This is a genomic window from Mesorhizobium sp. M1A.F.Ca.IN.020.04.1.1 (genome assembly GCF_003997315.1).
In the GTDB taxonomy this organism is placed as follows: Bacteria; Pseudomonadota; Alphaproteobacteria; order Rhizobiales; family Rhizobiaceae; genus Mesorhizobium.
This window is the reverse complement of the sequence record NZ_RZSN01000115.1, coordinates 1-20,418: the sequence shown is the minus strand read 5'-3', so window position 1 is coordinate 20,418 and position 20,418 is coordinate 1. Positions and strand designations below refer to the sequence as shown.

21 protein-coding genes and 2 pseudogenes are annotated in these 20,418 nt (G+C 57.1%); 14 read left to right on the top strand and 9 right to left on the bottom strand.

Going from position 1 to position 20,418, the window contains the following annotated elements; translation table 11 throughout:
* Positions 1-108, top strand: a pseudogene (locus EOA49_RS21395) (IS5/IS1182 family transposase); the annotation flags it as partial.
* A gap of 13 nt (positions 109-121) precedes the next feature.
* On the opposite strand, the gene EOA49_RS21390 reads toward EOA49_RS21395, so the two are convergent.
* Positions 122-367 carry a hypothetical protein gene (locus EOA49_RS21390; protein WP_127242239.1) on the bottom strand — a complete coding sequence of 82 codons (246 nt, stop codon included), beginning with the start codon at positions 365-367 and terminating at the stop codon, positions 122-124.
* A 93-nt stretch (positions 368-460) separates the two neighbouring features.
* Entirely contained in the window at positions 461-763 is a 303-nt protein-coding gene (locus tag EOA49_RS21385) for a hypothetical protein (RefSeq protein ID WP_127214219.1), read from the bottom strand.
* Between the two features lie 204 nt (positions 764-967).
* On the opposite strand from EOA49_RS21385, the gene EOA49_RS21380 reads away from it, so the two are divergent.
* The 8 genes from EOA49_RS21380 (at position 968) to EOA49_RS21345 (ending at position 10,549) form a co-directional block, all read left to right on the top strand.
* Positions 968-2,125: an AraC family transcriptional regulator gene (locus EOA49_RS21380; RefSeq protein ID WP_245307563.1), complete on the top strand. Its 1,158-nt coding sequence runs from the start codon at positions 968-970 to the stop codon at positions 2,123-2,125.
* A 647-nt stretch (positions 2,126-2,772) separates the two neighbouring features.
* A complete protein-coding gene (locus EOA49_RS21375; protein ID WP_067325352.1) occupies positions 2,773-3,387 on the top strand; it encodes a DNA ligase in 615 nt (204 codons plus the stop codon).
* A gap of 376 nt (positions 3,388-3,763) precedes the next feature.
* Positions 3,764-5,416: a bifunctional diguanylate cyclase/phosphodiesterase gene (locus tag EOA49_RS21370; protein ID WP_127241312.1), complete on the top strand. Its 1,653-nt coding sequence runs from the start codon at positions 3,764-3,766 to the stop codon at positions 5,414-5,416.
* A gap of 155 nt (positions 5,417-5,571) precedes the next feature.
* Positions 5,572-6,093, top strand: a complete 522-nt coding sequence (locus EOA49_RS21365) for a ubiquinone biosynthesis methyltransferase UbiE (RefSeq protein ID WP_095802972.1) — start codon at positions 5,572-5,574, stop codon at positions 6,091-6,093.
* Complete coding sequence (locus tag EOA49_RS21360) at positions 6,090-7,268, top strand: class I SAM-dependent methyltransferase (RefSeq protein WP_127241307.1); 1,179 nt, start codon at positions 6,090-6,092, stop codon at positions 7,266-7,268. The genes EOA49_RS21365 and EOA49_RS21360 overlap by 4 nt, the downstream gene beginning before the upstream one ends.
* Positions 7,265-9,631: a SpoIIE family protein phosphatase gene (locus EOA49_RS21355; RefSeq protein ID WP_127241308.1), complete on the top strand. Its 2,367-nt coding sequence runs from the start codon at positions 7,265-7,267 to the stop codon at positions 9,629-9,631. The genes EOA49_RS21360 and EOA49_RS21355 overlap by 4 nt, the downstream gene beginning before the upstream one ends.
* Before the next feature lies 1 nt (position 9,632).
* A complete protein-coding gene (locus EOA49_RS21350; RefSeq protein ID WP_170950193.1) occupies positions 9,633-10,193 on the top strand; it encodes an ATP-binding protein in 561 nt (186 codons plus the stop codon).
* Between the two features lie 17 nt (positions 10,194-10,210).
* The gene (locus tag EOA49_RS21345) at positions 10,211-10,549 is read left to right on the top strand and encodes a hypothetical protein (RefSeq protein ID WP_067000080.1); all 339 of its coding nucleotides are present in this window, start codon (positions 10,211-10,213) and stop codon (positions 10,547-10,549) included.
* A gap of 76 nt (positions 10,550-10,625) precedes the next feature.
* Here the strand turns inward: EOA49_RS21345 and EOA49_RS21340 are convergent.
* Together EOA49_RS21340 and EOA49_RS21335 are read right to left on the bottom strand one after the other, a co-directional pair.
* Positions 10,626-10,787: pseudogene (locus tag EOA49_RS21340) on the bottom strand (JAB domain-containing protein); the annotation flags it as partial.
* 119 nt (positions 10,788-10,906) lie between these two features.
* Positions 10,907-11,122: a helix-turn-helix domain-containing protein gene (locus EOA49_RS21335; RefSeq protein WP_127241310.1), complete on the bottom strand. Its 216-nt coding sequence runs from the start codon at positions 11,120-11,122 to the stop codon at positions 10,907-10,909.
* Between the two features lie 472 nt (positions 11,123-11,594).
* Between EOA49_RS21335 and EOA49_RS21330 the strand changes: the two genes are divergently transcribed.
* Positions 11,595-12,530, top strand: a complete 936-nt coding sequence (locus EOA49_RS21330) for a S1/P1 nuclease (RefSeq protein WP_127241311.1) — start codon at positions 11,595-11,597, stop codon at positions 12,528-12,530.
* Between the two features lie 108 nt (positions 12,531-12,638).
* Here the strand turns inward: EOA49_RS21330 and EOA49_RS32755 are convergent, their stop codons facing one another.
* The 4 genes from EOA49_RS32755 to EOA49_RS21315 all read right to left on the bottom strand — a co-directional run bounded on the left by EOA49_RS32755 (position 12,639) and on the right by EOA49_RS21315 (position 14,469).
* Positions 12,639-12,779, bottom strand: coding sequence for a hypothetical protein (locus EOA49_RS32755; RefSeq protein WP_164746865.1), 141 nt, complete (start codon positions 12,777-12,779; stop codon positions 12,639-12,641).
* Between the two features lie 163 nt (positions 12,780-12,942).
* Positions 12,943-13,380 carry a hypothetical protein gene (locus EOA49_RS21325; RefSeq protein ID WP_127241659.1) on the bottom strand — a complete coding sequence of 146 codons (438 nt, stop codon included), beginning with the start codon at positions 13,378-13,380 and terminating at the stop codon, positions 12,943-12,945.
* 26 nt (positions 13,381-13,406) lie between these two features.
* Positions 13,407-13,664: a hypothetical protein gene (locus tag EOA49_RS21320; protein WP_127241660.1), complete on the bottom strand. Its 258-nt coding sequence runs from the start codon at positions 13,662-13,664 to the stop codon at positions 13,407-13,409.
* A gap of 349 nt (positions 13,665-14,013) precedes the next feature.
* On the bottom strand, positions 14,014-14,469 hold the full coding sequence (locus EOA49_RS21315) for a MucR family transcriptional regulator (protein ID WP_127241661.1): 456 nt from the start codon (positions 14,467-14,469) through the stop codon (positions 14,014-14,016).
* 628 nt (positions 14,470-15,097) lie between these two features.
* Here EOA49_RS21315 and EOA49_RS21310 point away from each other — a divergent pair.
* The 4 genes from EOA49_RS21310 (at position 15,098) to EOA49_RS21295 (ending at position 17,938) form a co-directional block, all read left to right on the top strand.
* The gene (locus EOA49_RS21310; protein WP_127241662.1) at positions 15,098-15,784 is read left to right on the top strand and encodes a hypothetical protein; all 687 of its coding nucleotides are present in this window, start codon (positions 15,098-15,100) and stop codon (positions 15,782-15,784) included.
* Complete coding sequence (locus EOA49_RS21305) at positions 15,714-16,478, top strand: hypothetical protein (RefSeq protein WP_127241663.1); 765 nt, start codon at positions 15,714-15,716, stop codon at positions 16,476-16,478. The genes EOA49_RS21310 and EOA49_RS21305 overlap by 71 nt, the downstream gene beginning before the upstream one ends.
* A 238-nt stretch (positions 16,479-16,716) precedes the next feature.
* Entirely contained in the window at positions 16,717-17,673 is a 957-nt protein-coding gene (locus tag EOA49_RS21300; RefSeq protein WP_127241664.1) for a hypothetical protein, read from the top strand.
* 31 nt (positions 17,674-17,704) lie between these two features.
* Positions 17,705-17,938, top strand: a complete 234-nt coding sequence (locus EOA49_RS21295; RefSeq protein WP_127241665.1) for a hypothetical protein — start codon at positions 17,705-17,707, stop codon at positions 17,936-17,938.
* A gap of 90 nt (positions 17,939-18,028) precedes the next feature.
* On the opposite strand, the gene EOA49_RS21290 is transcribed toward EOA49_RS21295, so the two are convergent.
* Positions 18,029-19,351 (bottom strand): pentapeptide repeat-containing protein, encoded by a 1,323-nt coding sequence (locus EOA49_RS21290; protein WP_164746930.1) that lies wholly within the window; start codon positions 19,349-19,351, stop codon positions 18,029-18,031.
* Between the last annotated feature and the right edge of the window lie 1,067 nt (positions 19,352-20,418).

Genomic DNA, 20,418 nt, shown 5'->3' with positions numbered 1-20,418 from the left:
TTCAACAAGCTCAAGCATTTCAGACGCTTCGCCACACGCTTCGATCGTCGCGCCGGCCACTTCCTCGCCTTCATCCATCTCGCCGCAGCTATGTTATGGATGCGCTGAATGTCGATTCAGCCTAGTTCATTTTAGGCGTGCGGACGGCTGCCCTGGCCTTTTGCCGGCGAGATTTGACCGCCTCCAGCAGTTCGCGTTCGCTGGTGTGAGCATTTCGAAAGATGGCCACAACCAATACCGCTAGAATTTCGGCGTCCGGGTGCAAAGGATCGAGCTGTTCATCTGCGCAGACTTGATTGAACACGCGTTCGCAAACGGCCAGATCGAGAGGGCTAAGGCAGGTGCGATTGAAACGCCGACGCAGCATTTGAGCGAACCTTTCAGCGCCCGCCGCCCGTGCTTTGCGGCGGGGCCTTGTCACCGAGGCTTGAAAAGATGTTGTCCCCAGCTTCTAGTAACGTTACTCCATGCTCGGCGATTGTGTTGTCAATAATCCCAAAATCTGTGCGCAGTCCCGAGATCTATATTGGCCGACCCGCATGAGCTGGTAATAGTCTTGTCGTTTGTTGTCGGGTATACGGAAGCCGCGACGAAAGTCAGCCGCCTCTTTCGGGGCGCGAGTGCAGCCAAGTTTGCTGGCGCTGACTTTCAAACTCGCCAGTGAGCATCCGAGCTTTGCCGCAATGTCTTTCAATGGCTCGTTGTTGACATATCCATCAAGAATTATCTTGCGGCGAGCTTCTCCTTTGACTTTTTCATTCATTACCTGGTCTCCTCAACGTCGCTTTCACGATGTCGGAATCTATAGGCGCCGGTCTGAAGTGTGTCGTTAGCCTCGTATCCAGAAACTTATCTCGGGATGCATTTCTTATTGTAACCCAGCGTGATCGACGATGCGGTCCACAGGCTTGCCAGATCCCGGGATACACCACATGATTGCGGGGGCATGGGCATACCGGAATCGGATATGGCACCACGCGCGATGGACGCTAAGGAGCAAGACGAGGCGCATACCGGGCCTGTACCGGAGCGTGAGCGACGGCGTTGGCCGCGCGACGTTCAACCCGACAACGAGGCGGCTCGGCCAATCGCGCCGGCACTGGAACCGCTGTCTTTTTCAACGCTCGAACTGGCAGCAGAGGATCAATTCCCCGCTTGGCAAACGCATGTGGCACCGCTTGTCGAGGTCAGGCTGCCGGATGACAAATCGCTGGACGACGGCTTCCCCGCAGCGCACAAGGCTTGGAATCTCGGCGGCATGCTGATCGTCGAACAGCGGACGCCGGCGCACAGTTATATCCGTTCCGCCGCAAAGCTTCGGTCCAGCTCGATCGATCATTGGTATGTCGTCTTGCCACATACCGGCCGGTCGTGGACGGAGGTCAATCGCCGTGTCGCGGAGGGCCAGCCGGGCAAACTTGAGATCAGGTCGCTAGGCTACCCGTTTCGCGGGAGGATGACCGAATCCGAAAGTCTCGTTCTATATTTGCCGCGTGATTTGTTCGCCGACGCGGCGGCAACCCTCGACGCAAACAACAATTCAATTCTTTCCGGCAATTTTGCAAACCTTTTGATCGACTATGTCGACGGCATCGTAACAAGACTGCGCAGCCTCACCGCTGACGACCTGCCTCGCATCGTACACGCGACGCGCAGCATGATCATTGCGTGCCTCGCGCCGCCGGCCGAACATGCGGCTGCGGCCGAACAACTGGCGAGTGTCGCGCTGATGGAGCGGGCCCGTCGATACGTCCAAAACAACCTGGAAGTGGCTCATCTGACGCCGGATTCAATGTGCCGGGCGCTCGGTGTTTCGCGATCTCGTCTCTACCAGCTGTTCGAACCGAGCGGTGGGGTGCTCCATTACATTCAAAGTCGCCGACTTCTGGCAGCCCATGTTGCGCTCAGCGATCCGGCGGACAGCCGGCGCATCGTTCAAATTGCGGAGGCCTTCGGGTTCAGTTCAGCGGCAAATTTCAGCCGGGCGTTCAGCAAGGAGTTCGGTTACAGCCCCCGCGAAGGGCGCAGGACGACGGTGTTGCCGCGCCCCGCCCACTCTGTTTCGCTTGGCGAGCACGAGAAGACCTCCTCGTTTGAAGGATGGCTCAAGGCGCTTGGAAGCTGATCATAGCATCCGCGGCGGGCGTTTCATCAGTATGCCCGGAGTGATACTGGATCCGGCGACAATCCTTGCCGGGCAAGCGATCCTTGGCTGGCGGTACCCCATTGGCAAAATCCCTGGCGAGAGATGCCGTGCCGATCGAGATATGTACGCCCGGATAAGTATCTGGATGCGCAGCTAACGACAGCGCGGCCTTATTCGTAGATGTTCGCTGTGACTTAGCGGGGGGCTCGGCACAGGCGGCAGGTTTCCAAGTTGGGGGGAATATCGCACCGCCTGTGCCGACCGCGCCGCCGCAAACCGTCAAAGGCGTAAGTGAGTTAGCGTGCCAAGGCCGAGGCGGCCGGTTGGTGTTCATTCCGCCGCAGAATGGCTTAGTGGGGGCTCGATGGCTTAGTGGGGGCTCGGCACAGGCGGCAGATGTCCAAGTTGGGGGACATCGGATCGCCTGTGCCGCTCGCGCTACCGCTATCCGTCGAAGGTGTGGCGTAATTGAGTAAGCGTGCCAATGGCCGGGGGGCGGCTGGCCGGTGTTCATTCCGTCGCAGAATGGCTTAGTGGGGGCAAGGCACAGGCGGCAGGTGTCCAAATGGATACCAGATCGCCGGTGCCGCTCGCGCCACCGCTATCCGGCAAAGATGGTGGCGTAGTTGAGTCAGCGTGACAAGGTCGACGACGAACGGCTGGAGTTCATTCCGCCGCAGATACCAACTCTTGTCGAGCGGCCGCCCGAAGATGAAGGGTGGGTCCACGAGGCCAAATTCGACGGCTACCGCACGCAAATCATCATTGATAAGAACGGCGCGCGTCTTTACAACAAGAACGGGCGCGACTGGACGACTAAATACTGGCCCATCGCGCTAGCTGTCGACCTGCCATGCCGGGCTGCCATTCTCGACGGCGAGGTGATTGTCTCAGGCGGGCGTGGCTCGCCCGGTTCTCCTGAGCTGGAAGCCGCGATCTGGAACGAGCCGAGCCGGCTGGTGTTCGTCGCTTTCGACATCCTCCATCTCGACGGTCGCAATCTTATCCCCTTACCCCTGCTGCAACGCAAGCAAGCGCTGTGGCGACTGGTTGAGCCTGGCCTCGGCAAGATCCAATACAGCGAGCATTTTGAGGGCGACGCGCTCGCGATCTTTCGCGCCACCGAGAAAACCGAGCTCGACGGCGTCATCTCGAAACGCGCCGATAGCCCCTACCAGAGCGGACCGTCGAAAACGTGGCTGAAAACCAAATTTTTGAGAAAGCCGATCTCGAAACACTAGGTCTGTGATCGAGCCCAGGCCGCGAATTCCGCTCTGTCCTGTGGATCGCAATATTTCGAATCACGCCGGGCGCGACGCCGATTATCTGTCGATTCGCGATTTATTAACAATGAATGAACGTCCATCGTGGAATAACCTGCCCGCCAATCACAGCGGAAGATCCATTGCAATTACGGCGCATGCACCGCTTGTTGAAATAGCGAGTTGAAAGTTTGCCAAGCTTGTTACTTATGCTATTTCTAAACTGGGGGACGCTAATTTTCACCGCCTACGGAGGTGGCTTTTGCGTTCAGAGGCATCAGGCGTCGGCACGCAGAATGAGGAGTCGTCCTCAAGCGATGGTTCACGTGCCGGCGAAGCGCTTCTCGCTAACCTGTTGGCGAATACGACCGAACTTCTATCGTTCTATGATAGCGACTTCCGCCTAACTCACTACGCCGCCAGGCTTAAACGTCTGTACGGAGGTGCGGTGGTGCCAGGCGCAGCCATTTGGGAGATCTATCCAAGCTTCCTCGATACGAGGTGCCGCGACGAATTTCTTCGGGTGTTCCAGGGCGGCTCTGCGGCAAGCATTGACCTGCCGCGATCATCGGGCGAAGCGCCCCGCTCCGTTTTCGTCTTCGGCACTGCAGATGGTGTGGGAATCATCGAATCCCGGGAGCAGGGGGAGCGCAGCGCGGCGCAGGAGCAGGAGCATATGATTCTGCTCCATCAAGCGACGCACGACGTGCTGACCGGACTGCAGAATCGGCGGCGATTCGGCGAGCGGCTGCAGCAAGCGCTGGCGGCCATCGGCGGATCTCAGCCAAAAGCCGCCCTGCTGCAAATCGATCTTGACGATTTCAAAGCGGTCAACGACACGCTCGGCCATGGGGCAGGCGACACGCTTCTGCAACTCGCGGCAGGTCGAATCCGCGACGCGCTGGAGGACGGCGGCGAATCTGCGTACCGGTATGCCGGCGACGAGTTCGCCGTCATCCAATTGGGCAAGGAGCAGCCCGCGGAAGCCGAGCGCCTCGCAGCATCGCTGGTCAACTCGTTCAAGGACCCTTTCGTCATCAACGGCATTCCCGTCTTCGTCGGTTCAAGTATCGGAATCGCTTTCGGGCCGGAGCACGGGACCGATGGCGAGCAGCTGATGAAAGCCGCAGATATTGCTCTTTACGCAGCCAAGACGGATGGTCGCGGCTGCGCTCGAACGTTCAATCGCTCGATGCTGTTGTTGCTCGAGCAACGCGAAAATCTGAGGCGCAGCCTTCGAACCGCGCTGGAGCGGGGCGAGCTTTACCTGGACTATCAGCCGCTCATCAGGCCTCCTTCGTCGGTGATTGGTTTCGAAGCGCTGCTGCGGTGGCGGCACCCCGAGATAGGAATCATTCCGCCCGGCGTGTTCATTCCGATCGCCGAAGCGGACGGTCTGATGGACGAAATTGGACGATGGGTGCTCGAGCAAGCTTGTCGCCAGGCATTGGCGTGGCCTTCCGCGCTGACAGTCGCAGTCAACCTGTCGCCGGCTCAGTTCCTAAGCGGTTCGCTGACGGACACGGTCGCTCAGATCATCGACGCAGTTGGAATCCGAGCTGAAAGGCTTGAACTCGAGATAACCGAAACGGTTCTTCTTGAGAAGACTATCGACAATATAGATACTTTGAATACGTTGAACGTCCTGGGAATACGAATCTCGCTCGACGATTTTGGAACATACTATTCATCCTTGAGCTACCTTAAGAATTTTCCGTTCGATACCTTGAAGATAGATCAATACTTCATCGCGGACCTGGAGACGGATCTGAAGAGTCAAACGATTGTGCGATCGATCATAAGTCTGGCGCACGGCCTGGGAATTAGCGTCACCGCCGAGGGGGTCGAGACGTCGGCGCAGGCACGGTGGCTGATCAAGGAAAATTGCGATTACCTGCAAGGCAATTTCATGGGACGGCCGCTCGGATCCGAGGCAACCGGCGATTTCATCAGGCGGTCGCCGCCGAACGGGCTGGTAGCGATGGAGGAATCAAATCGGGCGCGCTAGCCACTTGCACCGTTTGTAAATCGGAGGGCTGTAAAAACGATCGAGCTAGATGCCGCGCAATGCGGGACTGGCTCATCACGAGGCGGTCAAACTTCCGTCCCGGAGTTCATCGCGTCACCTGGGCTCAAATACGGATGGAATAGGAGAGGATGCGGATGGGATCTGTTCATCATGACCCGGTTGGCGAACCGACTTTTGAGCCGATGATCCAGATCGACATGGAAATCAAGACTTTTGTCTCCGCTTGGAAACACTGCGATTATGTCTCGACGTACATCGCCCGGATGATCAGTCAAAACAGATCAGACTCGGTGCGGCATTCGAATCTCTTTTCCTCTGCGTTCAACGAATTACTGGAAGTCGCCTTTCGTACCCGCCACGCCGACGGCGAACTGGCATGCAAGGTGTCTCGCTATGGCGCGACGGACAGGATCGAACTGACATTTCCCTGCATGCCGGAGGAGCGCCAATTCTACGAAGAAGCCGTTTCGCAAGTCGCGGGATTTGAGGCCAAGGAGCGATATCTCAATTCTGTGTCTGGGGATCTGGCGCCCAGCCGGGAGGTGGTACTCCTGGAACTGGCTGTCGACTACAACGCGGCACTCAGGGTCGAGGAAGCCGACGGCGATGCGATCACGCTCGTCGTGGATCTTCCGCTTGAGGGCCTGCAACATTGAGCCCTTACAACCTACACGCGCGCTTCAAGGCGCAGTACGATGCGAACAACCAGGAGTTCTCAATATCTGGGGTGGTCCGGCCTCAGGCGATCGATGAGCTTGGGCCTAGCCTGGCATTGCTTCGCGATGCGATCGGCCGAGTACGCGGCGTTCTCTACGTCAATGTCAGGCGCTTGGCGCAGATGAACAACGCTGCATTTTACGCCTTTTCGAGGATCATCATCGATGCCTGTCGCGCTCGACCCGATCTCAAATTTGTTGTCATCACGTCGAGCGTCGTCGGATGGACCTCGCGAAAATTCGGTCGGCTGAGCGGAATCGAACCGAACATCGCGGTCGAGGAGTATGACAGCGAATTCTATCCAGGGCAGGGCTTCCTCGAGGAAGGCGGGTTCGTTCCAATCCTGCGCACGCAGACAAAGATGACCTGGCGCCACGAGCGTGCAATCCTGCCGCGACATGGCATGAGACCCGGGATCGTTATGGCCGACATCTGTTGCGGGATCGGCGATTTCGCCGTGCTCGTGCAGAAAGAGTTCCAGCCGTCGCGGATTGTCGCCCTCGACCACTCCATATCAAGCCTGGACTACGCCCGACGCGTGATGCGGGAGTTCGATATCCGGGGCATCGAATATACTTATGGCGATGCCTCGGAAATGCTGCTCGACGAGGAGCAGTTCGACTTGGTCACCTGCCGACATTCGCTTCAAATCTTCAATCGACCGGAACTCATCCTCAAGGAACTCTACCGCATATGCAAGCCAGGCGGGCGGGTCTACATCACCAACGAGAAGAATTCGCATTGCCTCGGCGAGCCGCGCGCCGAAAGCATCCGTTGGACATACAATGAAGTGGCGAAGCTGTTCGCGCATTTCGAAATGGACGTCGAGCTCGGGCCCAAGAGTCGGCGATATCTGATCGAAGCCGGATTCGACGACATACGTGTCGAGACCTTCACCGTCACCAACTTGGACGGAGATCCGCAGGACTTCGCCGATGTCATTGTCGCCTGGGCCGATGTCTATGCCGGCGAGATGGCCATCAAACGCGGCGACGGGCCGGAGTTCGTTGCACGGTTCCGGCAGGGCTTCCAGGATCACATATTCGCTGCGCTACACCCCAAGGGTTATGCGGGTTGGCCGATCTGGGTCGCATCGGGGCGAAGGCCGCAATGAAAGCCGACGATCAGCCTACACCGCGCTTCGGCCTGCGCTCCTTCCGGGCGAAATTCGTCTTGGTCGTCGGCGGCGCCGTGTTGTTCGACCTCTTGCTGAGCGGTGGCCTTGCGCTCTGGAACGTGCAAAAGCTGTCGCGCGACGCCACGTCGGAAGTCGGTGAGGGCCTGACCACCGCAAACCAGGAATACATTCGCTCCTATGCCGATTCGACGGCGTTAAGCGTCGACCTCCTGCTCGATCGAGTTCATGGGGAGGTGAAGGCGCTGGCCGGCGTTCTGCAGGCCCAGACCGACCATCCGAGCCGGCAGCGACAGGTCGGAGCAACCCTTTCGCAGGAGGCACCCGGCTCGGTGAAGGTCGTCTATGACGCGAAGGGCGATTGGGCGCAGAACCTGCCGGGCGCGCCTTCCGTGATTAGCGTCTGGGGCTACCTGCTGGGCGCCGACCACACGCCGTTGCCGAGCGTTGAGCAGGAAATCGAAGACAGTACCGTTCTGGATCTCGTCGCGCCGACCCTTATGGCCAGCGGATCGCCAAAACTGCAGATGTACTATATTGGTCCGAAGGAACGGCCGATCTTCAGGACGGTACCGTATACGGACCAGGCACAGACCTTCGACCGGCTCTATCCAGGCCACAACAAGGCGGAGTTCTGGGAGTTCTTCTTTCCGGGGATCTATGGGTCATGGCAGCAATGGGCGAAGGATCCAGCCTCACGTCCAGTCCCCGACGATATCACTCAGACAGCGCCCTACACCGATGCGATCACGGGAAAGCTGATCGTCAGTTTTTTCCACCCGCTGTGGACGCGCGACCGTACCGGTATCGCCGGTGTAGCGGGTGCAGACATCACTCTCGATCAACTCGCGGAAGTCGTCGAGCGCGTCAAGATCGCCGAAACCGGGTTCGGCTTCCTCACGATGTCGACCGGCAATGTAGTGGCGATCAATCCATCGGGCGAGGCGATCATCGGCCTGACTTCATCCAACGATGCGGGCACGCAGGGCGTCACCGGCCTGGAGAGGTCCCTGCGGGGAAGCACGCAGCCGGCCATCGCGTCGCTGCCGCTCGACCAGAACAATGACGGTGTCATTCAGCATATCATGCTCGACAACAAGGGCGAACACGTACCCTACATAGTTGTCCTCAAAAGATTGAAGCCGACCAATCTGTGGAGCTCGGGACCGATCAAGTCTGAAACGATGTCGGTCGGAATCGTCGTTCCAGAACGCGAAATCTATGCGTCCCTGGTCGCCGCGCAAAAGAGTATTTCTCGCGCGACCAATCGTATTCTGCTCTTTCAGGTCGCCGCCATCGTCGTTTCGCTTCTGATTGTATTTGCGGCAGTGCTCGGCATCTCGAAGCGGATCACGGCCGGCCTCAGGGCGCTTGCCAGCGCCGCCCAGAGGCTACAGTCCAAAGACTATTCGGTCCGTGTTCGCGTTCCAACGCGCGACGAGGTTGGAGCGGTCGGGGTCGCCTTCAACCGCATGGCCGAGCAGATCAGCTTTCACACAGAAAACCTCGAGCAACTCGTCGACGAACGCACCAGGGAACTCGGCGACGCAAATCAGGAGATTTCCGCGCTCAACGAAAAGCTGCGGGACGAGAACGTCCGTCTCGGCGCCGAACTCGCGGTCGCCAGGCAAATCCAGATGATGGTCCTGCCGAAACCGTTCGAACTCGAAGCGATTCCGGGGCTGGAGATCGCGGCCTACATGCGGCCGGCCGACGAGGTGGGCGGGGACTACTACGACGTCCTCCAGAACGGATCACGGGTCAAGATAGGCATCGGCGACGTGACCGGTCATGGTCTCGAGAGCGGCGTGCTGATGCTGATGGTCCAATCCGTTGCACGCGCGCTGCAGGAGGCCAACGAAGGCGATCCGCATCAGTTTCTGGTTCGTCTGAACAGGGCCATCTACAAGAACATCGAGCGGACGAACACCGACAAGCATCTCTCGCTGGCCTTTCTTGACTTTGAGGACGGGCGGGTAACGCTATCCGGCCAGCACGAGGACATTCTCGTCGTGCGTGCGGATGGGGACGTCGAACGTATCGACACGCTTGATCTGGGTCTGCCCGTTGGCCTGGAGAACGACATCTCGCAGTTTGTTGACACGCGAGACATCGTGTTCGGGAGCGGCGACGTAATCGTGTTGCACACCGACGGTGTGACCGAGGCGGAAGATGAAGACAGAAGACTGTTCGGGTTCGATCGCCTCTGCAAGAGCGTGCAAAAGCGCCATGGCAGGAGCGCCGAGGACATCAAGACCGGGATCATCGAGGATTTGATGGCCCATATCGGAATCCAGAAGATCCACGACGACATCACACTCGTGATCATAAGGCACACGTAGGATGACAGCGCTGTTCGGTACGCCTGACATTGCAATCGGGATGAAGGGGAGCGTCAGTCGCGTGCGGCTGTTCGACGGACCTCTCGACTTGAGTTGGCGTCATTGCGCCACGACCTCGGACTTCATTGCCGATCTTTTCGCGTTGCGCTTTCAGTCGTCGCGCAATGACTACATGGAGGTGCGGCATAGCATCGGATATCTGGTCAACGAACTCATCGAAAACGCCGTCAAGTTCCGCGCACCAGGCGAAATCGTGGTTGAGGCGTCGATGGATTCGGAGTGCTTCAAGCTGAAGGTGTCGAATGACGTCGATGGTGAAATCGCGTCCGAGTTCCAAAGCCTTCTGGCGGACATCACGGTTGGCGACCCAAAGGACCTGCTGATACAGCGGATTGAGGCGAATGCCGCGAACCCCGACGTGGGGAGCTCCGGGCTTGGATTGCTGACGTTGATGAGCGACTATGGCGCGCGCTTGGCCTGGATATTCAGCCCCGCCGATGAAAACGATCGTATTTGCCTGGAAACATATGCCTCCATTCCGATCTCGCAAACTCACAACTAGATGAAGCGAAGCCAGATATGGAAATCAAGACAGACGACTACCGCGTGTGGACTGAGGGAAGCGATATCTTTTTCGACGGTGCAATGCGGCTTGCCAGTTCCGAGGCAGGTGCGCCGATCACGGCTTTGGCGACCAGTGTTCTTGCCTCAAATCCCGCTTCCATCACACTCAATTTGAAGGACCTTCACTTTCTCAACTCTTCCGGCATCAACCTGCTGGCGAAATTTACCATCGAGGTGCGCAAGCATCCCGATGTTCGACTTGTCGTGCGCGGAACGCCCGACATACCCTGGCAATCGAAATCATTGCCGAACCTGAAGAAGCTGCATCCCGCTCTGGTGCTTTTGATGAACTAACGTCAACGCGTCTCGATCGAGCCATTGCCCGCGAGGTGCCCGCCGTCGGATGATTTCCAGCTGATATTCGGGACTGTCAGATCAGCAGCAGGCCCTTCATCGAGGCATTGCCCTTGCGGCCGATGATGATATGGTCGTGCACGGCGATGCCGAGCGGCTTGGCCGTCTCGATGATCTGCTTGGTCATGTCGATGTCGGCGCGCGAGGGCGTCGGGTCGCCGGACGGGTGGTTGTGCAACTTCCCAGTGCCACGCATTATCCTATTGAAAAATAAGGTAAATATCTTGGCATCTATGAGAGTTGGGGTTGGCATATGGGGGTGGTACTGGACGCATCTCTGCCGCCGATCACACTCGCTCATCGGCGTCCATGGTGAGTCGCGTTGACGCACGTAACCTTATTCTTCTGATCCCACATCTCCAGTTCTTCAATTGGGTACAACACGGCTTTGCCAAGCTTGACGTAGGCCGGTCCAATTCTCTTGGCCCGCCAATTTCGCAGCGTTCCAAGAGAAATGCTTCCGCGGTAGCGCTTCGCGACTTCCGCAGCCGTCAAAAATTTCCTGTCGTCCATCACCCTCTCCAAATGTCCGACGTCAAGAGCGTTTGAGCAGGCTCAAGCACGTTTCGGAAGCGTGAATCATCCAGTTGCACGGCCATGGGCCGGGATGTGGATAGGAAATGGAAGCTGAACTGGCCGGGAGTAGAGGCGGCGGATATGGCTGGATAGAGATCGGATGAACTGCCCAAATGAGGAGAGCTGTTTCTGGCACCATAACCTTGAGGTGTTCGGGCTCGGGGAAGGTGAGACGCGGCGATCCGGATCGGGCGATCGATTATGCCAAAACCGCTTGTGAGCTTGCACCATGGGTCGGCTCGACCCGGAGCAACACCACTTGGAGGCGTGGTGGCCGTTCTGGGGCTGAAGATGGTCGGCTTGGTCTGATCGCGAGGGAACGGACGCTTCCGCGAAGGCACCATTTGTCGTCGTCACTTGTTCGGATACGATCGATACATAGGCGATGTTGGATTGGGGAGAGGTTTACATGCGTCGCACACTTGTCTTCGGTGCCGTTCTTTCTGCAGTGCTATCGGCGGCTCCTGCAATGGCATGGTGGGATGGCGGCCATATGCAGATCGCTGCCGTTGCTTATTCGAAGCTGAGCCCGCAGGCGCGGGCGAAGGCCGACGCTCTCATCAAACTGAATCCCGATTACGCAGGCTGGGTCGCGGGGGTGTCCGACGACAAGAAAGCGCAATACGCTTTCGTCCATGCGGCGGTCTGGGCCGATGATATCAAGGATCCTGCGCACGGGTACACCAAGGACGATGACACCCCCACGGGCCAGAATATCGGCTACGCGGACAAAAATATGCACCGCTATTGGCACTTCAAGGACGTCCGTTTCTCAACTGACGGGACGCAATTTGTTGATGCTGATCCGATCAACGCGGTCTCGCAAATCAAACTCTTTGTTGCTGCGCTGCCTACTTCGTCCGGCGCCAGCGATGACCTTCGCTCCTACGATATGGTTTGGCTGCTGCATCTCATCGGCGATATCCACCAGCCGTTGCATGCGACTGAGCGGATGTCGGCGATCAACCCAGACGGCGACCGAGGTGGAAACGAAGTAAACGTGATGCCGGCGACTGGTGAGACGATAGACCTTCACGGCTATTGGGACCGAATGTTCGGCGGGTACGTTTCAGTGCCCGGAGCAATTTTCGACGCCAACGACAAAGGCGGCATATCGAAACTCCAGGTGGACAGCGTGAAGGCCAAGATTCTGGATCCGGATGTTTGGACCCACGAGAGCTTCGTGCTTGGGAAGAAGTTTGCTTACGAGGAACCTGTCCTGAGTGAGAACACAGTAGCCGTGCTGACCCGGACCTATGAAACGGATGCTCGCAACATCGCGAGAACCCAGGCTGCACTGGCCGCTGCAAGGCTTGCCAATGTTCTGAACGACGCGTTCAAGTAGGGTGACACCCACTCGGTGCGGGTGCTGCGGCGCATCGGATCGCCCGGCATGAAAATGCCGGAGATCGCCAAGGCAGCAATGATCCAAAATACTGATGGACGCTATTCGTTACTTCTTTTTCTTGACCTTCTGGGTCAGCGCAGAGCCTGCAACGGATTTGACAGCCTTCGATGAACTCTTGGAGCGAAGCAATTTGGACGCCACTGAGGCGACCTTTTTGCTCGTAGTCTCATTTGCTTTCTTTGCCATCGATCTACCTCCTAGTCTAAGTCTCCCCACTACACGTGCTACTCGGCGTGATATCAACGGCCCTGTCTCAGTACCCCCAATTTTTTGAATTTTTCTGGCGGCCAACCTTCAGACTTGGCGGCGTCTCATGCGGTCCGCTCTTCTTTGCCGCGCTTGCGGTCTTTTACAGCGGACTTGCTATGAACCGTAGAAAAGCGTCGCCTGCGCCGGTGCTTCGCTTTGCTAGGAAGACGCCCGACGTTCCCGTCACCGTCATGCCGCCGGTATCCACCAGTCCCTCACGGTGCAGGTCCGACAGCACGCGGTCCAAGGCGCCGCGCGAGATGACGCTGACAGGCAATGCCGCCTCAAGGACTGATATCTGGGTGCCGACCGACATCTGACTCGCTTTTGCTTTCATTTCAGCTGATGACGATGGATCTGCCAACACTTTCAAAACCTGCAGATGCGCTGGTGAAAACCGCTCGATGAAGCCGAAGAACGTGCCTCGCAGGATATCGTCGATTTGTAGTCCGGCCGCGATGTTGAGAACGCCGTTACGCAGTGCATCAATTTTCTCCTGCTTTGCGGTTTTGATCGCGGCTGCCGTTGCTTCAGCCACCGCCGACACAAAGTCGTCGTTCTCATTCAGCTTGGCCGGATCGAAATCCTCGAACGATCCTGTAGATCGCGCAATCCTTCACCCACTTTGGTGAACCACTCCTCACGCCTTTTCTGTAGTGGTGCGGCGACGAATCTCTCAACGATCTGACCAATTGCGTAACCCGCACCCGGGATGAGAGTTGCGGCCGCGCCGGCATCAATAGCCGTTCGCGCGACGTGATAAGCGCCAGTGCGTGCGTCTTTTTCGGGGTAGGGCGGCAAGCTTTCCTTTTTCTCGCTCATAGAACTGCTCTTGTCGCGTTTTATGTCAGATCGAGCTTCGGATAGTTGCACTAAACGCCAGGAAACCAACATATGCCAGTTGCAACACAAGAAATTAGCGATCTTCTGATCGCCTGGGAGGTGCCAACTTGTTGATTTAATGCGGAAAGGCTTTGGTAGTGGGAGGCCGCTACATCCGACAGCCGCTATCGCGGAAGCTCTCTTCTGCAATCGGCATCGATCTATAGAGAACGCAAATGTCGAAGATCGCCTGGGATAAGTTAGTGCGCGTCCCGGCCAGTGGCCGGTGGAACGTTTTTGGACGAAAAACCGGAGCGCCCTAGGCGGGACGCTCCAGAGGCTTGCTGCACTAAGACCTAGGCTTGCGCTTGGCAGGAGCCTTCTTGGCTGGGGCCGGCTGCGGTTTGCGCCCGAGCCCCGCTGCCTTCGCAAGCGTCGATCTTTGAGCTGCGTAGTTTGGCGCGACCATCGGGTAATCCGGCTTCAATCCCCATTTCTCGCGATATTCGTCAGGAGTGAGCCCGTAGTGTACACCGAGATGTCGTTTCAGTGATTTGAACTTCTTCCCGTCTTCAAGGCAGATGATGTAGTCCGGCGTTACCGACCGTTTGGGATTGGTGGCTGGCTCCTGTTTCGGTGGCTCGGCCATCTTTGACTGGCCAAGGCCTGTCAATGATGAATGAATCGACGCGATGAGATCTGGCAACCCGGCAACGGGTAGTGGATTTTGGCTGACATAGGCTGAGACAATGTCTGCAGTCAGCCCGACGAGATCCGCCGTATCGGCTTCGTTTTGATCGCTCAAGTATTCGCTCCTACGATAGGGAAAAAGCACGCCTCACGCATGTGTCGTATACCGCAATTTTGAGCGATGCCGAGATATATATTCCACCAGCGAAAGCTGATCTGGCTCTCGAAGGGACAAGCTCCCGAAAGGGCATCCAATTAGCCTGGGGTTCTTGGAAGCTTTTCGAACTTTCTTGGTCGCACCTCAGCCCGAATTGCGGGGGCTTATGGACAAAGCGGAACCGTAGAGTCGGGTTAGGGCAGTTTAGTAGACGGTCACTTTGCGCTTCGAAGGGACCTATCGCATTGTCACGCTGCGCGCAAAGGGTCTTTCGCCGACGGCGCAGGCCTTCGTGGTCGTCCACGGCAGCACGAAACCTCATATGATTCTACGTCCTGAACGGCGGCTCTGCGCGGAGATCGGCTGATTACGTGCTTGCGGCTTCTCGAAGGCAGACATCACCGATAACGAAGCAAGTCGAGATCAGTAAATGGTCAATCGGTGGAGTGCGGATGCCGCCGATGCTATACCGCAGTCGTTCATCTCGTGGCGGTGGACGTGGTCGTCAAGTATCCAAAAATCGTGATAGACTCTGCCGTCCAGTATGAGATGCTATGAGTGACTGCAGGATCCAGAGGGGAACCGTGTGAGAGTACTATCGATACTGCCCGCTATCGTAATAGCTGGCCCGGCGCTTGCACAAACACCGGGCATCCCTGTCAACGAGTACGGCGAAGAGCAATATGGTGGGGACTATCTGCCAACCACATCGGCCAGACTGGGTGAGTACTATATTGGCAGTCCCAACGCAGGTGTCGCCGTTCCGGACGCGCTACTGACACTGCCACAAAGCGTTTTCCCTCGGACGACGACGCTTTCGCTCCCAGCCGATCGGCAGACGTTGCCTAACCTCACGCCCTTCAGCGTTCCGCTAAGGAAGGACTTCTCACTCGGCGCCGACTTCAACGGCGGTTTCAACGCTCGTCGGGAAATGGCGTCTAGCGGCGCTAAAGCTTCGTCGGATGCCACCATGTACGTCCACTATGTCGATGTAGGACAGGGGGCCGGCGCAATTCTGGAATTTCCATGCGGTGTCGCGTTGATCGACGTCGGCGGGGAGTGGGCCAACGACGGTGTCGACGGCGAAATCATGTTCAAGAACTATCTGGACAAGTTTTTTGAAACACGCCCGTATCTAAACAACACAATTGACGTGGTGTTCCTGAGCCATCCCCACGCCGACCACATAAACGGCGCGTCATTTGCTTCTTCCGGAGGCCGGCGGCATCTACACCATCAAGAACGTTGTCGACAACGGTTTCGAGGGCGGTAGCGGAATGCTTGAAAAACAGACGAAGTTTCACAAGGCCGCTGCTGAGCTTGGGGCCGGTTACACTGGAGTCACGGTTGCCGCACAGGTCACAGCGACGGGTGTAACCAACGCCAACATCGATCCCTTGGCTTGCAAGGGGGTCGATCCCATTATCACCGCATTCTGGGGAGGCCGCGCGGAGCTTGCAAGCAGCGGCGAGTACGCGAATCCAAACAATCACAGTGTCGTTGTACGCGTGGACTTCGGCCGCGCCTCGTTCTTGTTCGCGGGGGATTTGGAAGACAAGGGTGTGGCAGACATGCTCGACCAGTACAGCACGAACCCTGGCGTCTTCGATGCGGATGTCTACCTCGTAAGCCATCACGGCGCCGATCAAGAGACAACAGACCAGATGCTCGCCGCGATCACACCGCGCATTGCTATCCTCTCGATGGGCACGGCAGACAGCCCCGACGGCTTCAAGTACGGGCACCCTCGCATCACGACCCTGGATGCGCTGCAACAGCCGCCGGCCGTTGTTTCAAACGATTTGCCTGGCGGCCCGGTGACGGTCCTTGCTTCCCCCGGCAAAAAATCCGTCTTCAAGCCATACGAACTTACAAAAGAGATTTACGGAACGGGCTGGGGAGGCACCATTGTTATGCAGGCGACCTCAGGCGGAGCCTATTCGGTTGGGAACACACCTGCACGCTGACGCTTCGGAGGAACTTCGCTAGGCTCTGTGGTCCTAAGGTTCTTCCGCAAGGCCGCAGAGCTGGAGGCTAATGGCTCGGTAGGCAGAAAATCCGTTTTAATTTCTTGAAAAAAAGGATCAACCTTTCTCTTAATGGAATTCACAAAAACTACTGTTTTGGGGAGGCTGAAGAGCCATGCGCGGGGTTCGATGGACTTTGTTGGCGATGCCTATACTGGTTGGATGTGCTGCCTATCCCTTGCCTGACGATGTTACAGGCTACAGTAGCCGGGACATTGCGACCCAAGTCCGTTGCGACGCGCGATATGCGATTCAGGACCTCTGGCTCATTGAACGCTTCAAGGCATACGGGAAGCGGGTCAAATATGAGGGTATGGACGGCTCTGAGACAGCGGCATGGTTGCTGAGTAATCGCGAAAACTTTTATGCGCTTGATCTCAATCAAATCGAACCCAGGCGGGAACGTAACGCCTTTAGCTTCTATCGTAACATTCTACTAAGCTACGACTTTTCCTTGGACGGCACTTTCCAGAACGATTCAGGATTGTCAGCTTCCGTTCTCGGCGAATTCACCAGCCGGGCCGACACGATTGGTGTCGATATAGGCAGCACACGTACACGCCAAGGTAAACGGCACTTCCGCGTCTTCGATACGTTCGAGTCGTTGGGCATCAAAACACCGGAAGGGCTGTGCAAGAATTTCAACAGAGTGACGCCTAAGTCAAAGTTGCCGGACAAGAGCTATACAAGTCGAACCAACCGCCTGTTTCCGAGCACTGGAGCGCTTCGGATGCACAATCTGATCGAGGACTTTCTCGTCCAGAATGAGACTGGGAATTTGGGCGGCGAAAAGGACGACTGGAAAACCGCGCATATGACCGACACGATGACCTTCACGACCAAGACCAAAGGCGATCTATCCCCATCGACTAGCTTCAATGCAGAAGGCACGGGATGGAGGCTCGCTAGCTTGGGTTTGACCAGCAAAAACTATAGGTTGGACGTCCACACAATCATCATTGACTTGAGCCTCTCGAGCAAACCGTCGACCATTGTAACGGATAAATACGGACGTCTCGCCCTGCCTGGGGCTGAGCCATTGATTGAAACCGGAAACCGAAATCTCGATCGTGCCAAGGAAGATAATTTCAGAGATGACTTCCGTCGCCTCTCGACAATTGTGACGGACAAATAGGGTGTCTACAGTGAGCCAACCGGAGGGCCAGATGGAATCGTTCGACGCCGCAGAATTCATTGAGGCGATGACTAAGATGGCAGCAAATGAGAAATTCAGAAAAATATTCATCGACCAGGTCTCAGCTTCGGGATTGGCTATCCAGGTCAGTTCAGATTTAAAAAAGATCTACCAGAATGTCGCGGCAACAGCGAACCCTGACGGCGATGTTCTCCACCCATTTCCAACACCTAAGCCGACTCCAAAGCCGAAGAAAAGGAAGTAGGCCGTAGGTACTCGTAGCGTGACTTGCACTGCGACCAGTTGACCGCAGCTGTAAGCGATTGAAGCGTTAACATTTTATTACCGGCCGTTCCTACTTGGCCGGAAGATCCTTCACGTGACGAAGTCGTCGATTCCCGGTTGCGTCACGATAAAGCTCCCATTCGGCGGGCCAACTTAGCCACCCCGTCACCAATGCGCCTTCGAGGTTTGCGTCATAAAAATCAGCATCGTGAAAATTCGTGTCTACGAACAGTGCCCGCTGTAAAGAGGCGCCGCGGAGATAGGCATCGGTAAAATCGGAATCTGCCAATTGAGCGTCGTCGAGTTTTGTTCGTTGAAGGTGCGCGCTGACGAAGCTGCTTTTTGATATACGGCTTTTGGTCAGATCTGCGTCTGTGAAGTTCGCCCAATCGGCGGAGGCGCCCGTTATCGACGATCCGGACAACTTGGCTCTAGCCAGTCCCACATACGCAAGTTGTGCCCCACTGAGATTAGCGTTCGTGAGATCGGCATCGTGCATAATCGCACCCGCGAGGTCGGAGAACCGCAGGTCAACGCCTTTCGCCAGCACGTTTGGCAAGATAGCGCCGCGCAAGTCTGCGCTTGAGAAGGTTGCTCCAGCTTTGGCAAGTGTTTCGATGTCGATGCCGGCAAGCACCAACCCCGTGAACAACTGTCCTCGTTCCGGGCTGCGGGCCCTCTCTGCGCGTTGCGGCGCAAGTGCTGGCACGCGGTTCTCGTCCTCGGCAACTTCAATTGTCCAGTAAGGGGTTGCTGCGCGGCTAAGGGTCACGATCCGGTTCTCCAAGCCGCGCGTCAGTTGCGGACGCAGCGTAGGATTGCGTGGCTCGGCTACCAACTTTGACACTTCCTGCAAGATTTCGAAAAGTTCCGTTGCTAGACCGGATCTCCGCTGTGCCTCGGCCGTCAACGTTTGGAGATCGAGCTTTTGATTTTGCTGGGCGAGCAGGTCGATTTGCTTGTCCAGCTTATTATTCTGCTCGGTCAAGAGGAGTATTTGCCGGAAGAGCAGGGCGGTGCCGACGAGACCGCCAAACGAGATAAGGACCGCTATTGCGGTGCGCGCCACCCATCGCCTCGTTGCTGCTGGTCCGTACCATGCCACAAATTCGTGAGCCGCATTCTCGAAATGCATGATCGAGTGCGCCGTGTCGCGCTGCAGTGCGGCGCGGGCAGCGCTTGCGGCGTCGCTTACGACCGTCTCAAGCGTACCTTGTGTCCGCTTCAAAAAGATACGAACAGCCAACCACGTAAATGGCACAGCCAGTACAAGCGCACCCCCGACCATCGCAAGCGCAGGCAGGGCGCCACGAAGGGCCAAATCAAGCACTGAAGAAACGCGGTCCAGGGGGCCAACAAACAATGCCAAACTAATAGCGGCTCCGAGTGTCAAGCCCAGTACCAATCCCAGGAAAACGTATGGAAGGCCCGATTGCCCCAAGTGCTTTCTGGAGGAAGTAGAGGGCTCATCCATTACTGCGCCCATTGGATTGGAATTATGTGGTTGAGTTCCGACGACCGACTCCCCGCCAGTCTTGATGCATGTGCCGGGGAAGCGCAAGTTGAAGGTACCATAACATCTCATTTTCGGGTGCACGCAAGCGCTACTCCTCTTTGCAAGGCCACCATCGGCACGCCCTTGATAAGGATAGCCCGGAGCTGGTCCATGGACCGCGTGTTGATCTCTAGCGTCCCTTCCTGCAGACGCTTTAGGCTCCGTCCGCCGCATTGATCCGGGCGTTGATCTGTGGCGATCACGGTGGCAATCTCCATACAAGAGCGTCAGGCAGCGTATCACCGGGCTCGCCCGCACCAACGGCGGCATCGAGTGGAGCTTCGGCAGAAGACACGGAATGGATTGTCAAAAGGGCGGTGGGTCGCCATCGTTGAAGAATCGTCAGGTGCGCCAGGCTTCCTGCCAGCCCGGGGCTCGCTTGCGTTCACCAAAATGACATGGACGCCAGCGCCGGCTATCCCGGAGCGTCTTCTGCGTACTTTTGTCGATGAGCGGATTCATGAACTCTAGGATTGGTGCCACGCTGCCAGATCTGCGAGCCTGTTCTACAGCTGAGTAAGTGCGCCGGATGAGTGATCCGATCATCTCTTGGGATAGATCGTCGAGATCGATTCCGTCGTCGATTTTCCTCGCGTGCTCCTTGTCGACTCTACGTCTCTCAGCTCGGTTCATTATTGCCCTCCTTTGGAAACTCTTGCCGAATTCGTGCAATTACCTTCCGGACTTGGCCTCGTGGCGCCCAATGATGCCGTCCGAAAGTACCTTCAAAACCGACGTCGCCGATGTCGTCATCTCTGAGGCTCCGGTGCTTGAAACCGAACCGAACGCTGAAAGTCTGTAAGCGGTGTTCTTAGGCCACGGCCTTAAGCTCGGGAGCGGCGATGAAGGCCCAGGGCAGAAGCTCGTCGATCTGGCTGTTCGGGTGGCCGTTGACGATCCTGGCG

Coding starts and splice junctions, on each gene's coding strand:
- EOA49_RS21380 (WP_245307563.1), top strand. CDS start 968: ATGGCACCACGCGCGATGGACGCTAAGGAGCAAGACGAGGCGCATACC.
- EOA49_RS21335 (WP_127241310.1), bottom strand. CDS start 11,122: ATGGACGACAGGAAATTTTTGACGGCTGCGGAAGTCGCGAAGCGCTAC.
- EOA49_RS21355 (WP_127241308.1), top strand. CDS start 7,265: ATGAAAGCCGACGATCAGCCTACACCGCGCTTCGGCCTGCGCTCCTTC.
- EOA49_RS32755 (WP_164746865.1), bottom strand. CDS start 12,779: ATGGCAAAGAAAGCAAATGAGACTACGAGCAAAAAGGTCGCCTCAGTG.
- EOA49_RS21385 (WP_127214219.1), bottom strand. CDS start 763: ATGAATGAAAAAGTCAAAGGAGAAGCTCGCCGCAAGATAATTCTTGAT.
- EOA49_RS21320 (WP_127241660.1), bottom strand. CDS start 13,664: ATGAGCGAGAAAAAGGAAAGCTTGCCGCCCTACCCCGAAAAAGACGCA.
- EOA49_RS21390 (WP_127242239.1), bottom strand. CDS start 367: ATGCTGCGTCGGCGTTTCAATCGCACCTGCCTTAGCCCTCTCGATCTG.
- EOA49_RS21295 (WP_127241665.1), top strand. CDS start 17,705: ATGGAATCGTTCGACGCCGCAGAATTCATTGAGGCGATGACTAAGATG.
- EOA49_RS21365 (WP_095802972.1), top strand. CDS start 5,572: ATGGGATCTGTTCATCATGACCCGGTTGGCGAACCGACTTTTGAGCCG.
- EOA49_RS21330 (WP_127241311.1), top strand. CDS start 11,595: ATGCGTCGCACACTTGTCTTCGGTGCCGTTCTTTCTGCAGTGCTATCG.
- EOA49_RS21345 (WP_067000080.1), top strand. CDS start 10,211: ATGGAAATCAAGACAGACGACTACCGCGTGTGGACTGAGGGAAGCGAT.
- EOA49_RS21350 (WP_170950193.1), top strand. CDS start 9,633: ATGACAGCGCTGTTCGGTACGCCTGACATTGCAATCGGGATGAAGGGG.